This window comes from Mesocryomonas lacus, from assembly GCF_055730135.2.
In genome coordinates this window covers 29,791-44,609 of the sequence record NZ_JBUZWE020000012.1, presented here as the reverse complement: position 1 = coordinate 44,609, position 14,819 = coordinate 29,791, and the positions used below count along the sequence as shown (strand labels likewise).

The following is a 14,819-nucleotide window of genomic DNA, read 5'->3' as shown; positions in this document are numbered from 1 at the left end:
GCGCTCCGGCGCGGTCGCTGGCCAGCATCCACGCTTGCGGTTTGCCCAGCCGGACCGCAAGGAAAACGTGAGGGCACTGAGACTTTCGCCGCCTTCGCGAAGTAACGGCAGACGACCCGGGGGAACGCCGGGCGATCCAGCGGGGCGCACGTGTACGAAATTCTGAGCCTGATCAGCCAATATGGCCTCATCATCGTCTTCGTCGGGACGTTCTTCGAAGGCGAGGTCTTCGCCATCATCGGCGGGTTCCTCGCCTATCGCGGTTCCTATCCGCTGGAGACGATCGCCCTCTTGGCCTTCACCGGCTCGTTCCTTGGCGATCTCGCGGTCTTCCTGTTCTCGCGCTTCTGGTCCGGCCACCGCTGGGTCTCGCGCTGGAAGGCCAAGCCGAAGTTCGCGAAGGCGCTGAGGCTGGTCGACAAGTACCAAGCCTTCTTCGTCATCGTGAACCGCTATATCTACGGCCTGCGCATGCCGGGCCTGATCGCGCTCGGCCTGTCCTCGATCAGCATTCCGCGCTTTCTGGTGCTGAACTTCATCGGCGCGGGCATCTGGGCCGGACTGTTCACCACCATCGGCTACGTCTTCGGCTACTCCATCGGCACGGTCTTCGCCCGGCTAGAACTGATGGAGCGCGGCGTCGGCATCACCCTTATTGTCATCGCCATCGCCCTGTCGGCCTGGTTCGCCTGGCGGCAGTGGGGGCCGATTTTCATGGCGCGGGTGCGCGGTAGCAGGACGGCGACGGGGGAAGCGGAACCTGTCCACGTCAGGTCGAAGACGCGGCCGAGAGGCGATGGCGAGGAATAGCGCGACTAAGGATACCGCGCGGAAGAAGAGCGTTCGGGTCGCTTTACGCTGCACTGTGTTGAAGTGGCCAAACGGATCCGTGCAGTCTCTTCCAGTCCGATTGAACAGACTGGTTCAACGCCTGAACGTATTCCTGCAAGCAAATCCAATAGCTTGATAATTTGCTTAGCAAAAAGGGCTGCCTTTCGGCAGCCCTTTTGTCATTTCATCGAATGCCTCTCGGCCGAAGCGTCAGCCCATCAGAGGTTGGCAACCTGCTTCGGTGCGTGCGCCTCGATGTCCTTCTTCAGCAGCTCGGCGACGAGGAAGGCGAGTTCCAGCGCCTGGGTGGCGTTGAGGCGCGGGTCGCAATGCGTGTGGTAGCGGTCCGACAGGTCCTCGGCGAGAACCGGGCGCGAGCCGCCGGTGCATTCGGTGACGTCCTTGCCCGTCATTTCGATGTGGATGCCGCCGGCGTGGGTGCCTTCCGCGCGGTGCACGTCGAAGAAGGTCTGCACCTCCGTCAGGATGCGGTCGAACGGCCGCGTCTTGTAGTTGTTCAGCGTGATGGTGTTGCCGTGCATCGGATCGCATGACCAGACGACCTTGCGGCCCTCCTTCTCAACCGCGCGGATCAGCCGCGGCAGGTTCGCCTCCACCTTGTCATGGCCGAAGCGGGTGATCAGCGTCAGCCGGCCCGACTTGTTCTCGGGGTTCAGCACGTCGATCAGCTTCAGGAGGCCATCGGCATCCATCGACGGGCCGCATTTCAGGCCGATCGGGTTCTTGATGCCGCGGCAGTACTCGACATGCGCGTTGTTCAGCTGGCGCGTGCGATCGCCGATCCAGATCATGTGGCCGGAGGTCGCGTACCAGTCGCCCGAGGTCGAATCGACGCGGGTCATCGCCTGCTCGTAGCCGAGCAGCAGCGCCTCGTGGCTGGTGAAGAACTCGGTCTCGCGCAGTGCCGGATGCGTGTCGGCGGTGATGCCGATCGCCCGCATGAAGTTCATCGTCTCCGAAATCTTGTCGGCGAGATGGCCGTAGCGTTCCGCCTGCGGGCTGCCGGACAGGAAGCCCAGCATCCACTGGTGAACGTTGTCGAGATTGGCATAGCCGCCCTGCGCGAAGGCGCGGAGCAGGTTCAGCGTCGCCGCCGACTGCCGGTACGCTTCGATCTGGCGCTCGGGGTTCGGGATGCGCGAGGCCTCGTCGAACTCGATGCCGTTGACGATGTCGCCGCGGTAGGACGGCAGCGAGACGCCGCCGACGGTCTCCATACCGGACGAGCGCGGCTTGGCGAACTGGCCGGCGATGCGGCCGACCTTCACCACTGGCGAGGAGGCGCCGAAGGTCAGCACCACCGCCATCTGCAGGAAGGCGCGGAAGAAGTCGCGGATGTTGTCGGCGCCATGCTCGGCGAAGCTTTCGGCGCAATCGCCGCCCTGAAGCAGGAACGCGCGACCCTCGGCCACCTCACCCAATGCCCTCGTGAGCTTGCGGGCCTCACCCGCAAACACCAGCGGCGGGAAGCTGGCCAGGCGCTTCTCGGTCTCGGCGAGCGCCGTGGCATCGGGGAAGTCCGGCATCTGCTCGACGGGCTTCGAGCGCCAGCTTGCGGGAGTCCAGTCCTTGGCCATGCTGTTCTCTCTTTCAGACGTGTGGCACCGGTCTTGACGCCGGTCGTAGGTCGCCGTGGCGAGCCTGTCGTTGCGTAACTGGGGATCGGGCGCCGTGCGGAAAAGAGCGACACCCCCTCGCCGGCTTATAGACATGATTGGCGGGGATTGTCACCGTGCGCTGCACCCTTGCGGGAGCTCAGCCCATCGGCCGCAGCATCGCGCCGCGCGCCGTCACCAGACCGTCGAAGAGGTTCGCCTCCCCGTCGCAGAGTGCTACGGCGCGGGGATAGCGCGGCGCATGGCGGTCGGCGAGGATGTCGGTCTCGAACCCCTCGGTCTCCGCGACGAACCGCGCGACGCCGTCGCGCCCGTAGAGCGACAGAAAACCCTGCAGCACGGCGTCGAGATAGGACTGGAGAATGGTGGCGCCCGTATCGGCGGCGTCGACCTCTGGGTGGATGGCCTCGTAGATATGCACTTTTGCCTTCACTCGCGGAGCCGCCTCGATCGCCGGGGCCGCGACATCGCGCCGGATGTAACCGGCCTCGCGCAGGTCGACCGCGGCGAGGTTGTCGGCATGATCGTAGACCACGACCCCTTGCGTCGCATGGCCCCGGTCGGGCCGGACGGACAGGAGCGCAATACCGCCGGGGCGCGGCAGCCAGAACCGCCGCCAGCCCATCACCTCGGCCCGGCGGATCGCCAGGAAGCGCGTGCGCAGCGTCGCCTTGTTGACCAGCGAGCCGTAGCCGAAATAGGCGACGACCCGGCCGTCACCGGAGAGCGTCTCGAAATCGGGATGGTCGTCGTGGATTAGCATGGCTGCTCTCGGCTTGGCCGCCCTTCGCGGCCCACCGCAGCGGCATGCGGCGAGCCCCGTGGGACGCCGGGATCTAGACCCGGACGCCGTCCTTCAGGCGGTAGGTCGGATCGTACATGGTGACGAGTTCCTCGGCCATGGTCGGGTGCACGGCCATGGTGCGGTCGAAATCGTCTTTGGTGACGCCCGCCTTGACAGCGATGCCGAGCAACTGGCTCATCTCACCGGCATCCGGGCCGAGGATATGCGCGCCGACGACCTTGCGCGAGGCGGCATCGACGACGAGCTTCATCAGCATCGGCTCGTCCCGCCCCGCGAGGACATGCCGCATCGGCCGGAACTGCGCCCGGTAAACCTCGACATCGGCAAAGGCCTTGCCGGCCTGCTCCTCGGTCAGCCCGACGGTGCCGATCTCCGGCTGCGAGAACACCGCAGTCGCGACATTGTCGAGATCCGGCTTCGTCGGGCGGTCGCGGAAAACCGTGTCGACGAAGCACATCGCCTCGTGGATCGCCACCGGGGTCAGTTGCAGACGCTGGGTGACGTCACCGAGCGCCCAGATGTTGTCGACGCTAGTGCGGGAATAGTCGTCGACAACGACCGCCCCGCGCTCGTCGAGGTCGACACCTGCCGCGGAGCACCCGAGGTTCTCCGTGTTCGCCTTGCGGCCGATGGCCAGCATCACCTCGTCGACGTCCAGCACCTCGCCGCCGCCGAGCCGGGCGTTGAGGCGGCCGTCGGCCTTCATCGAGACCTCCGCGATCATCTCTTCGCAGCGGATGCGGATGCCCTTCTTCGCCATCGCCTGGTGCAGGCCGGTTCGCAAATCGTCGTCGAAGCCCTGGAGGATTTCCTTGCCGCGGTAGATCAGCGTCGTCTCGACGCCGAGCCCGTGGAAGATGTTGGCGAACTCGACCGCGATGTAGCCGCCGCCGAGGATCGCGATCGCCTTCGGCAAGCGTTTGAGGTGGAACGCCTCGTTCGAGGTGATGCAGTGCTCGGCGCCGGGCAGGCCGGGATGCGGATTGGCGCGGCCGCCGACGGCGATCAGGATCTTCTCCGCCGTTACGGTCTGGCCCGTCGCCGTCAGGCGAATGGTGTGACGGTCTTCCAGCACGGCGCGACTGACCAGCACCTCCACGCCGGCCTTCTCCAGATTGCCCCGATAGGCTTTCTCCAGCCGATCGATCTCGCGGTCCTTGTTGGCGATGAGCGTCGGCCAATCAAAGCGCGTCGGCCCGACGGACCAGCCAAAGCCCTCGGCGTCCTCAAAATCCTCGGAGAATTTCGAGGCGTAGACGAAGAGCTTCTTCGGCACGCAGCCGCGGATGACGCAGGTGCCGCCGTAGCGGAACTCCTCGGCAATGGCGACGCGATGGCCGAGCGCCGCGGTTCGCCGCGCCGCGCGCACGCCGCCGGAGCCGCCGCCGATGACGAAGAGGTCGTAGTCGTAATGTTCGCTCAAGGCGGATCCCTTTGCCGGCAGGATGATGCGGGGGCATGGCGCCGGCCCGAAAGGTCCGGACGCCTGCCTGAGATAGGGTGCTCGATGGCACGAAAAAGGCGGCCTTGCGGGGCCGCCTCGTTCACTTTCGGGAGCGCGACGCGCTGGTGACCGAGCCTATTGCGCCGACGAACCGGTGGCCGGCGTCGCAGGATCGGTCAGCGGCGCGGTGGCACCGGCCGGCTGCGGCAGCATCGCGGTCATGCCTTCGGCGGCGCTGGTGCGCAGGTCGCGGACGATGCCGTTCGACCAGACGTCGGCGGCGGCCATCATCTCGCGCGAGGCGACGGGGCCTTGCTTCAACAGCTTCTGGCCGGTGGGCGAGCCGTAAAAGGCGGCGATTTCCTTGAGTTCCTGCTCGGTGAAGAGCTTGGCATAGGTGCGGGCCACCTCGTTCTCGAGATCGCCGCGGCGCGGGGCGAGCGCGATCGCCCGCTCGTCGACCATGTCGGAGATTTCCGACTGCATGTTCGGATTGCTGCCGATCAGGTCCGACTTGATCTGCGTGGCAGCGTTCATGAGGATGTTGTCGAACTGCTCGGTCGAGTCGATCGCATCGATGGCGGCGCGGGCGGCAGCCAGATGCGACGCCGTGGCTTCCTGGGCCAGGGCCGGCACGCCCGCCATGAGGCCGACGGCTGCCAGTGCGAGCATTCCGCGACGCATCATATCGTTGAGAACCATGAAAGCCCTGTCTCCATCCGTTTGTCGTTCCGTCGAGGACGGATCCCTACCCAATCGTTCGGGCGTCTAGCAAGTCACATGGCCGGCGCCGGGCGCCGGGCGCGACGTGCAGCCGGAAGCATGCCCTTGCATGGCCCTGTTCGGCGCGGTCCGCAAGCCCCCGCGAGCGGCCCCCGCGCAAGCGTCAGGGCGCTTCGAGGGTCTCGATCCCGGCCTCGCCCGCCAGGATCGCCATCGTGGCCAATCCTAGGAACAGACCGTGTTCGACGACACCGGGAATGGCGTGAAGCGCGCGCGACAGCGCTTCTGGGTCCGGAATGCGGCCAAATGATGCGTCGAGGATGAGGTGCCCGCTGTCGGTGATGAACGGCGCGCCCTCCCGGTGGCGGAGCGTCATTTCCCCGCCAAGGCCGAGCCGCCCGGCCTCTCGGCGCACGGCGAGAAACGTCGCCATCAGGCCGAAACCGTTGATTTCGATCGGCAGCGGAAAGGCACCGAGCGTTTCGACACGCTTCGAGGCGTCGGCGATGACGATCATCCGCGCGGAGGCGGCGGCCACAATCTTCTCGCGCAGCAGCGCGCCGCCGCCGCCCTTGACAAGGCGAAGGTCCGCGTCGAGCTCGTCCGCCCCGTCGATGGTGAGGTCGAGTTCCGGCATCTCCTCCAGCGTCACGATCGGGATCGACAGGCTTGCGCACAGCGCCGCCGTGCGTTCGGAAGTGGCGACACCCGTCACCCTCAGCCCGCCGGCAACGCGCTCGCCGAGCGCCCGGATGAAGGCCTCGGCGGTCGAGCCGGTGCCGATGCCGAGCCGCATGCCGTCCTCGACATGCGCGAGAGCCGCCCGCGCGGCACTATCCTTCAGGCTGGCGGCGTCGCTCATAGATGTCTCCCTGAAACCGGCCCTCCACCGGCCTTGCCCTCGGCTCTATCGCGAAACGCCGGGGCTGTCGAATGGCTGCCTTGGTTTCACGGGTGCGGCGGGGCCGCGATCGACTGCCCTGCCGCTCGATCGCGCCGCGGCTTGACGACCCCATGGCGATTGCGCATCAAGCCGGTCAACGGGCAACGGCCCCACGGAACGACAGGAAACCAGAATGCCGCAGCCGATCGCCGTGTTCGACCTCGACGGCACCCTCGTCGACACCGCGCCGGACCTCGCCAACAGCCTGAACGCCTGCCTGATCGGCGCCGGGCTGCCCCCGACCACGCTGACGGAAGTGCGCCCGCACGCCGGACACGGCGCGCGGGTGATGCTGCAGCACGCCTATGACCGGCTCGGCCATCCGCTGGTGGAAGCCGAGATGGAACGCCAGTTCGTGGTCTTCCTTGCCGACTATGAAGCCCACATCGCCGATCTCTCGGCGCCCTTGCCCGGCGTCGTCGCTGCGATAGACCGACTGGCAGCGGCCGGCTACCGCCTCGCCGTCTGCACCAACAAGACCGAGCGGCTGGCGGTGAAGCTGCTGGGCATGCTCGGCCTCGCCGACCGCTTCGCGGCGATCTGCGGCGCCGACACCTTCGCCGGCCGCAAGCCCGATCCGCGCCACCTGCTCGGCACGATCGAGCGGGCGGGCGGCGGCGCCGCCTTCCTCGTCGGCGATACCGCGACCGACACCGATGCCGCCCTCGCCGCCGGCGTGCCGTGCGTCCTCGTCGACTTCGGCTACGCCCCCGACGCGCGCGCCAGAGCCGATGCCACCATCATCCTCTCCGACTACGCCCTTCTCGACGCCCCCCTCGCCGACCGCCTGACCGGCCGCCACGGCTGATCCCGGCCCAGCGCGTCCCGCCGATGAACAGGACGACATACGGCAGCGCCACCGAGGCCGATCCTCGCGTTCCCTACGGCCTGCAAAAACCGCTCGGCGGGCGGATTGACCTGACACCCCCCTTGCCCTTATATCCGCCCACCCTCACCAGCGCCCCGGCGCTGCGGATGGTCGCGTAGCTCAGTGGGAGAGCACCTCGTTCACACCGAGGGGGTCCACAGTTCGATCCTGTGCGCGACCACCATTTAACCTCTTGTTTTCGTATTAGGTTTTCGAATTTCCTTTTAAGCGACTGCATCGGCCGCAACGAGCTAGCTACGGCCTAGCTACTTGCCTGCCGGCGCCTGAGCGGTGTCCCTCGCCGCGACTCCTCCATTGTCCTGCTGAATGAGGCGACTGTTTCCTACCTCAGGCTCGGAATCTCAACTGGATTGTATCGGTTTCATCGCCACATCGCCTTGAGCAGAAAATAAAAGCTTCTAAGGAATAAAAGTGGCGCAAGATTCCAATACAGCGGTCCGCTCGCTTGGGCCCGCAGATTTCGCAGCTTTCATTGATATTAGCGCGGCTAAAGTCTTCTGTGCGGAAGCCAACGTAAAGTCGTTCGATGCCATCGGGTGCGAATATGGCTATATTGCCGCTAGCGCCCTCTGGAATTTCACTCCTCAGTTGGCGATGCGAAGGCAGTTAAAATTACCTTAGGGCAGAAGCTTAAAGAAACCGAAGGCCGAGAACTCGACCTGAGAACGAAGTTAGGTCTCCTGAAATAAAGCGACAACGCTTACATTCCCGGTGAGATCGCTGCAGCCGCTACCGCGGTCGCGCAGGTTTTAGTCAAGGTTCGCATCGAGATCATCCATCTCGTTGACACGAAAACTAGGAGGTTGCGTCGATCTTTGCCGCCAGCGGTCTAGCCTCTTTCGAGACCTGAACAGGATGGACCTCCTCTCCTACGACGCCAAGAGAGGTTGCGTCGATCGGGTGACGTTGATGGAATGATCGACATTCACGTGTCGGGCGGTATTAACAGCTTTGCAACCATTGCCGAACTGCTCGCGCTCGGGGTGACGCGCTTGGGCACAACACGGAGGTTGCAGTACGGTTTATGAAACAATGAGACCTGCTACTGGGCATTAGCTTCCGCTTTGCCGCCTGATCGACACCAGTCAAAGGCCAGGATAGACATGACTAAAACCGTGATCGTTGGTTCCAGCAACCCGCCTAGAATTGGCTGTAGTAGGATTGGGCGGATAAATGACCGTAGAGCAGGCAGACGAGACACCCAAGCCGGCAAGCGGGTCCACTTTGATCAAAACTGAAACGGTTGATCAGCACGACCGTGTTTTTCGATTTGTGGCTGCACGGAACAAGGCAAAGCCAATCAATTATATTGGCTTAGACGAGGCTATTCACGAAGTCGGAATGTGGATTAATGCGGATAAGTGGCAAGCTTGGCTAGCCCTTCCGGAAATTCCGTTCCGGTTTAAGGATGAAAGATTTTTAAAATATCGGCTGGTGCGCGACGGTAAGAAGTATATTTGCCAGCCTTCAGCAACAGAGCCTACTCACGACCTCGATGAATGCATCCGCCTCTCTAAACATTATAAGCAGGTAATTAAATTCTTAAGAACTGGACTAGAAAGCAAAATTATAAGAGCAAGGCTTATCGGAGGATCTTGCGTACCTAAAACTCCGCCGGATGCGATTTGGTCATCACAAATTACCTCTATTTTTTATACAGGATACTGCAGACGGATTGAGGGCTCATCAGACAAAAGGCATCGCGTATTAGTTAATAAAAGATCATTTGATCGTTGGCTGAGCAGTAAAATAAAAGCCAGAGGCAAGGCCCTTGCGAATACTCGCTACAACCATAACGTTATGAATCAATGTATAATGGAAGCGTCTGCTCAATTCAACGAGAGCACTTTGGACAAAAAAATAACAAAAGGTGAATTCAATCAGATACTTATTGCGACTGGAAGAATTTTATTTATTAAATTTCCCGAAAGATATATTCCCGATTATTGGGATTATTTCAATCTTCACAAGCCCGGTCGACCAAAGAAAATGAGCGCTGGTGATACAATCAGAAGGATAAATTTTATAAGAGATACTATTGTAAAGATCTACAAAGAGCGGCTTTCCCTTTCGAAAAACGCGTATCGAGCGGGGTTATCATCTAGAAGTAATAAAATATTATCATAAAAACGTGCCCCACTTAGGCTCGTCGAATAATGTTGATATGCTATAGAGGCTTTGGGCATGCTTTGACACGATCGACGTGGAAATGTACGATTTTGGCAGGTCTTGGTGAATAACGAGCCACACCTTGATTAAACTGTTGAAGCCAAGGACGTCGAGAACAGCCAGTCGATCCGTCCCCTTACCGCCTTAGCCTTAGCCTTAGCCTTCGCTGGGGAAGGCGCCAGAGGCGGCAAGCCTGGAATGGCGCCCCGTTGCCGACTCGATCCGGCCAAATGTCCTCAAGCTCCCTACCAACCCAATGAGGCCAAGCCCGACTTGCCGGTCTACATGACCTTCCATAAGGCGCATCGCCAAGCCGCACAACTCGTACGAATCGAGCGCATGAACGGCGAGAGCAAGCGTTGCACCGACGCCGCAGGCATCTTCCCGAGCGACGAGGCTATCCTGCTCCTCGTTGGCGCCTTGCGGCTCAAGGAAGACAATGAATGGGCCGTGCAGCCGGCCAGGTAAACGACGCTGGGTTCCGTCCCTCCCCTGAGCCAGGATCCTCTCATCAGCTTGCTCGACGTGGAGCACTGCTCAATTTGGCCTGGCCGGAACCGCAGCAATATGTCGTCAGCCGAAACGCCTTGATAAACAATTATGATAGCGGATGACACGTTCGCTAAGATAGGCCGTCAAGGGACCGATGACCGCCTTTCGCCGCTTGCCACAGCCGTATGTCGGGCCTCTATCCCGCGCTCGAAATTCTTGCTTACCGTTCTGCGGTCGGCACCTGTCGCGTCGGCGATCGTCGGAGACGACACGCCCTGTCGCTGCTAATACTGGATCATCATCACCTCCCCAAGCTTAAGCACAGAAACTCCTCTCCCGAACATCGGGAGAAGCGTCAGCGATCACGCACCGCTGGGGTTCCTGGGAGCGCCCAGGAACCCCAGCGGACACGCTTAAGTTTGGGAAGATCAAAACGGCGCGTTCGGACTTTCCACCCGGCATCAACCCTCAGCAAAGACTGAAAAACTGCCTGGAGTATAAATTGACGAAATTATCTGAAAAAATTCAGCGTTAATTCGTCTATCACATACGTCAGATTCCGGTAAATTTTCGTCATCGCAACATAAGGATATGTGATGATGACTGAAAAATATGATGAGCGTAAGAAGGCAGTTTCGGAAGTTACGATTATTCATATGGATGAACGCGAGCTTTCTCGGCGTTGGGCTATGTCAGTAAAAACTCTTCAAAATAGAAGAGTCATTGGGGGATTTGTTGCTTTTCTTAAAATTGGTGGAGGAGTACGCTATAGGTTGATCGATGTTGAAGAATACGAAGCCCGGAATCTTCATTTTAGCACCTCTGATGGGTCTAAAGCATGAGCCGCCCCGTCCGTAGGCGACGGAGTTACCCCCTGCCCACTCGGCTTGATCTTCGCTACCTCGTCGTAGCTCACCTGGATACACGTGGCCGGTGTCGTCTTGCCTTTGAAACTCGCCGTGAGGCCAGCAAAGAACGACTTGGTAGGGTTTGGCGACTCGAAAGGGCACCTGAGGCGGGAGCATATGAGCTCTCGCTTCGTTTGAAAGCTTGTCGCTACCTCAAGCGATGTCATTCGATGGCATGCCCAGAATGCGAACGGTTGAGCCGTCGATACTACGCTGCACAGCGTTTGCACACGCTGGAAAAGCTGAAAGCCGCTGATCCAGATTTCGTCACCACCATCAACCCCAGCGATAGCCTGCAGTTTGTTGACCTTGGACTTCTCAATCCTCGTACGCTTTTGGATAGGTTTCGACGGCAGCTCGATCGCATCGGCTTAAATAAAATTCCCTGCCTTATGATGGGACGGCTCGACCTTGAGTACGATGAAGGGTGGGAGCTTATTCAGCCCCACTTCCATCTCATCACGGTAGGTCTTGGTCAAAAACACCTGACCGCTCTGACGGAGAAGTGGAAAAAGGACTTTGTGAGGGTCCGTGTACGAAAGCGAATTTCCCAGATTGACCGAGATTTGCCGCGGGTTGTCGCATATTTACACAAGACATACCTTTACAGCGTCGCACGGAAAGGAAATCCGAAAAAGATTTACCCCCATCATCGCCGACGCCTCCGCAAGTCGATGGAATGCACTTATCTAGTCTGGATCGACAAATACCGCGAAAAGGACTTGGCATTGAATTACGGATTGAAAAATACGAGTTTATTCTGTTCATGAGTTTTTGGCAAGAATCTGGATATTTACTGTATATAATGAGGAAAATCATGAAGAAAACTGTGAAAACTAGTGAATTTGATCGGCTTGCAGGGAGCGCCCATCAGAACAAAGGCCTCTACACACCCGAAAGTCCATCTCCTCACCGGCGCTCGTCGAAGGTCGGGAAAATAGCACCTATCCGTCGTCGAGAGATGCAGCGCTTCGACGAAAGCAGCGACGAAATGTCGGTGTGCGGTGTGCAGTGTGCAGTGGGGCCTAAGACCCATCGGCATGCGCAAGAAACGCAAATGGCTGGAGCGCAAATTCGTTTTTTGGGTCACATCGACAATGTAGATACCGACGAGACCTCCGTGGAAATAAGTTTCCGGGACCAGCAAGGTTATCAGAAGATTGTCGTTGTACCGAAGAGCGAACTTCTCTCACCCTCGTCGTTGCAACGCACACTCGTCGATAAAGGCGCTGACAGCACCCTGGTGGATAAGGACGAAATCGAAGCCCTTTGCAAAAAAGCCGCGTACTCCGAGTTCCGTCGGATCACGCGCAGGGCAGGATGGCACGAACAAACTTTTGTCTTGGCTCGAGCATCGCTAGGGAATCCCAATGGACCCACATTCGACTGGAAGAAGTCGGACGGCGATAGTTCACGCGGCCTAACGGCGGGCACCTTGGAGCGTTGGAAGGCAGGCATCAAAGAACCGCTATCACACTCGGCCATCCTGAGGTTCGTCTGCTCGGTTGGCTTTGCTGCCCCGATCGCCGCTCTCCTGAAGGTGGACGAGACCGGTGCTTTCCATCTGTCTGGAGAGAGTGGAACGGGCAAGACGCTATCTCTGAGGCTCGTTGCGTCTATCTTTGGTCGCGCCGGCGAGCTTGACCTGAGCGGTTTCGATCAAACTGACAGTGGTTTGCAGGAAACCCTCGCATCCGCGAGCGGAACGGTTGCCCTTCTGAACGAGATGCCTCCCATTGCTGAAAAGCGCGCAGCAATGGAGATTAACGCACTGTCGCACTTGCTCACGTCAGGCCGATCGCGAAATCGAAGCATATACGCCAAATCCAAGAACAGCTTGCTCGAACAAATGAATTGGAACCTTTTTAGCCTCACAACTAAGGAGCAATCATTAGAGGTGATCACACGCGGAGATCGTGATAATGGAGCAAGAGCCCGATACATTGACGTACCGTGTCCATCATTAAAGGATGGGGGAATATTCTCTTATGAGAATCAGGAAGGGGTAGATATTGCTCAGAATAAAGCGCTGGCGGCCGCAATAGAAAACACTATTACGGTCAATTACGGTGCTGCAATGCCATTTTTCATTGATTTTGTTAGGCGCCATCTAAAAAGGGTTGAAGCCAATTTCAAAAGGAACACGTTGGCGTTCGTGAAGCGGTTTTCGCCACAGGATCCGTGGGAGGAGCGTTTCGCGAAGAAGTTTGGATACGTCTTAGCAGGTGGATTCGAAGCTCGCCGAGCCGGCGTGCTGGATTGCACGCGCCGCGAACTGGTTAGCGCCGTGCGAACCATGTACCGAAACGCGAGGGCGATATTCAAAAGCACTGCCGAAAGCCACTTTGAGTCGGTGGAGAAATTCCGATCGGCTATCTTGAATGAAGCGCAATTCCCCTTGATCGAGAAAACCGATAACCCGCCGGCTAACTTCGACAGAAACGTTGGTTTTCGCCGAACACTCAAGAGCGATGGGTTGGTCTATGCTGTTTCACTAGATTTTGCCCGAAGCTTATCTCAGAATGAATCTGACTTCCTTCACCTAAAGCAAATCATTTGCTCCTCTTCGGCGCATTTGAGTGGACAACCGCACGGATTACCTACCCGAGCAATCTCGATTGGGGGAAAGAGGAATAGGTATATGATCTTAAGAGCGGATCTAATCAGTTCGATCTAGGAATTAACATCAATAATCGGGAGCGATCAAATTTCTCCCAGTCATCTCTTTAAATTACTGCTCCCCATCCGCACAAGGCCGACTTACTAGCCCACGGGATGGCTTCTGGGATAAATGTCCCACGTGCGATCGGCGGAAGGCATCACATCGATCATCAAACAGCATTGCCCTGATGACTTCGTGTGGTTTGCCTGGCAGCATCTCGTCGTTTCGCCGGGCACGTTCAACAGCTGCTTCAGCAGCGCCGCCGCATAACGGTAGCTCAGACCGCTGCACGCGCTACGACGCGGCACTACAGTCGGCCGATCGTGGGAGTGACATCTTGACGTCAACTGAAAGCGTAGGGGTGGCACAAGCCTCGTCAGACTAGCCAGAGGGTAGGCCCACCAAACGAACGCCATTCTCGACCCCACAGGGGCGCCATCGCGACATCAGCCCTCCTCCAATCAGGTTTTTTGATCTGCGCCGCCACCCTCACGCAAATGTTTGAATAGGCGCGGTCGATAGGAGCAGGGTGACTACAATCCTGGACGACCGGCGTTCGGTGTGGCGGCGCCCGCGCCGGGCCTAGGCGGGGCGGCTGGTGGCGCAACCGCACTCGTGGCATTTTACCACTTTTGCCACCAATTCCTTTCAACCGCATCACCCAGCGGAGCGGACCGCTAAACGCTTGATGGCGGCTTTATGATGAACCGCCTTCAAAGCCGCTATTCCGCTGTCGGCCCTTCTCAGACCATTTCGCCCCATCGAGACCAGCCCCCAAAGCGGCCGGAAGTGCATGAGCCTCACGGCCGCTGTTCCATGCCGATCCCCATCACCGCTAATCAGGAAACGGGCACCTGGACGTCCATGATCCACGTGATGCCGAACCGATCCCGCAACATCCCGTAGAGCGGCGAGAAACTGGCCGGACCGAGCGGCTGGACGATCGCCGCTCCGGCCGACAGGGCCTCCCAGTAACGTCTGACTTGGTCCGCATCGTCGCCGCGGACGGAGACGAAGACGGGGATCGTTCCCGGGTCCCAGGCTCTTGCAGCGGGCACGTCCATCGCCATTACATGGAAGCCGTCCTCGGATGCGACTTCGCCCCAGATCACCTGGTCCGCTTCCGACGGGTCGGTCACGGCCTCGGCGTCGGTGAAGGTAAAGAGCGTCAAACGTCCGCCGAACACGGACTGATAGACTTCGAGCGCCTCACGGGCTTCGCCGCGGAAGTTCAGGTGAGTGACGGTCTTGATGGTCATGGCATGTTTCCCTTCAGGTTCGACAGGGAGCAGGCTAGACCAGCCCAACTGACAGTT

13 protein-coding genes, 1 tRNA gene and 1 pseudogene are annotated in these 14,819 nt (G+C 59.6%); 9 read left to right on the top strand and 6 right to left on the bottom strand.

What is annotated here, in order from left to right; translation table 11 throughout:
• The first annotated feature begins 150 nt into the window (after positions 1 to 150).
• Positions 151 to 810 carry a DedA family protein gene (locus ACZLZY_RS18325; protein WP_472935003.1) on the top strand — a complete coding sequence of 220 codons (660 nt, stop codon included), beginning with the start codon at positions 151 to 153 and terminating at the stop codon, positions 808 to 810.
• Positions 811 to 1,049: 239 nt separating this feature from the next.
• Here the strand turns inward: ACZLZY_RS18325 and ACZLZY_RS18320 are convergent, their stop codons facing one another.
• From ACZLZY_RS18320 to rpiA, 5 genes are all read right to left on the bottom strand, one after another.
• Complete coding sequence (locus ACZLZY_RS18320) at positions 1,050 to 2,429, bottom strand: class II 3-deoxy-7-phosphoheptulonate synthase (protein ID WP_472935002.1); 1,380 nt, start codon at positions 2,427 to 2,429, stop codon at positions 1,050 to 1,052.
• Positions 2,430 to 2,607: 178 nt separating this feature from the next.
• On the bottom strand, positions 2,608 to 3,231 hold the full coding sequence (locus ACZLZY_RS18315) for a gamma-glutamylcyclotransferase family protein (RefSeq protein WP_472935001.1): 624 nt from the start codon (positions 3,229 to 3,231) through the stop codon (positions 2,608 to 2,610).
• A 73-nt stretch (positions 3,232 to 3,304) separates the two neighbouring features.
• Positions 3,305 to 4,696 (bottom strand): glutathione-disulfide reductase, encoded by a 1,392-nt coding sequence (gene gor, locus ACZLZY_RS18310; protein ID WP_472935000.1) that lies wholly within the window; start codon positions 4,694 to 4,696, stop codon positions 3,305 to 3,307.
• A gap of 156 nt (positions 4,697 to 4,852) precedes the next feature.
• Positions 4,853 to 5,419, bottom strand: coding sequence for a DUF2059 domain-containing protein (locus ACZLZY_RS18305; protein WP_472934999.1), 567 nt, complete (start codon positions 5,417 to 5,419; stop codon positions 4,853 to 4,855).
• A gap of 184 nt (positions 5,420 to 5,603) precedes the next feature.
• Entirely contained in the window at positions 5,604 to 6,302 is a 699-nt protein-coding gene (gene rpiA, locus ACZLZY_RS18300; RefSeq protein WP_472934998.1) for a ribose-5-phosphate isomerase RpiA, read from the bottom strand.
• Positions 6,303 to 6,516: 214 nt separating this feature from the next.
• Between rpiA and ACZLZY_RS18295 the strand changes: the two are divergent.
• The 8 genes and pseudogenes from ACZLZY_RS18295 to ACZLZY_RS18260 form a co-directional block, all read left to right on the top strand.
• A pseudogene (locus tag ACZLZY_RS18295) lies at positions 6,517 to 7,201 on the top strand (HAD-IA family hydrolase); the annotation flags it as partial.
• Positions 7,202 to 7,214: 13 nt separating this feature from the next.
• Positions 7,215 to 7,370, top strand: coding sequence for a hypothetical protein (locus ACZLZY_RS18290; protein ID WP_472935180.1), 156 nt, complete (start codon positions 7,215 to 7,217; stop codon positions 7,368 to 7,370).
• Positions 7,361 to 7,435 (top strand) — tRNA-Val (locus ACZLZY_RS18285). Before ACZLZY_RS18290 ends, ACZLZY_RS18285 begins: the two co-directional genes overlap by 10 nt.
• Positions 7,436 to 8,445: 1,010 nt before the next feature.
• Entirely contained in the window at positions 8,446 to 9,399 is a 954-nt protein-coding gene (locus ACZLZY_RS18280) for a protein-tyrosine phosphatase family protein (RefSeq protein WP_472934997.1), read from the top strand.
• A gap of 315 nt (positions 9,400 to 9,714) precedes the next feature.
• On the top strand, positions 9,715 to 9,909 hold the full coding sequence (locus tag ACZLZY_RS18275) for a transposase (protein ID WP_472934996.1): 195 nt from the start codon (positions 9,715 to 9,717) through the stop codon (positions 9,907 to 9,909).
• 620 nt (positions 9,910 to 10,529) lie between these two features.
• Positions 10,530 to 10,775, top strand: a complete 246-nt coding sequence (locus ACZLZY_RS18270) for a hypothetical protein (protein ID WP_472934995.1) — start codon at positions 10,530 to 10,532, stop codon at positions 10,773 to 10,775.
• Between the two features lie 260 nt (positions 10,776 to 11,035).
• Positions 11,036 to 11,611: a hypothetical protein gene (locus ACZLZY_RS18265; RefSeq protein WP_472934994.1), complete on the top strand. Its 576-nt coding sequence runs from the start codon at positions 11,036 to 11,038 to the stop codon at positions 11,609 to 11,611.
• Positions 11,612 to 11,658: 47 nt separating this feature from the next.
• Positions 11,659 to 13,518 (top strand): DUF927 domain-containing protein, encoded by a 1,860-nt coding sequence (locus ACZLZY_RS18260; protein WP_472934993.1) that lies wholly within the window; start codon positions 11,659 to 11,661, stop codon positions 13,516 to 13,518.
• A gap of 824 nt (positions 13,519 to 14,342) precedes the next feature.
• Here ACZLZY_RS18260 and ACZLZY_RS18255 read toward each other — a convergent pair.
• Positions 14,343 to 14,762, bottom strand: a complete 420-nt coding sequence (locus tag ACZLZY_RS18255) for a VOC family protein (RefSeq protein WP_472934992.1) — start codon at positions 14,760 to 14,762, stop codon at positions 14,343 to 14,345.
• Positions 14,763 to 14,819 lie beyond the last annotated feature (57 nt).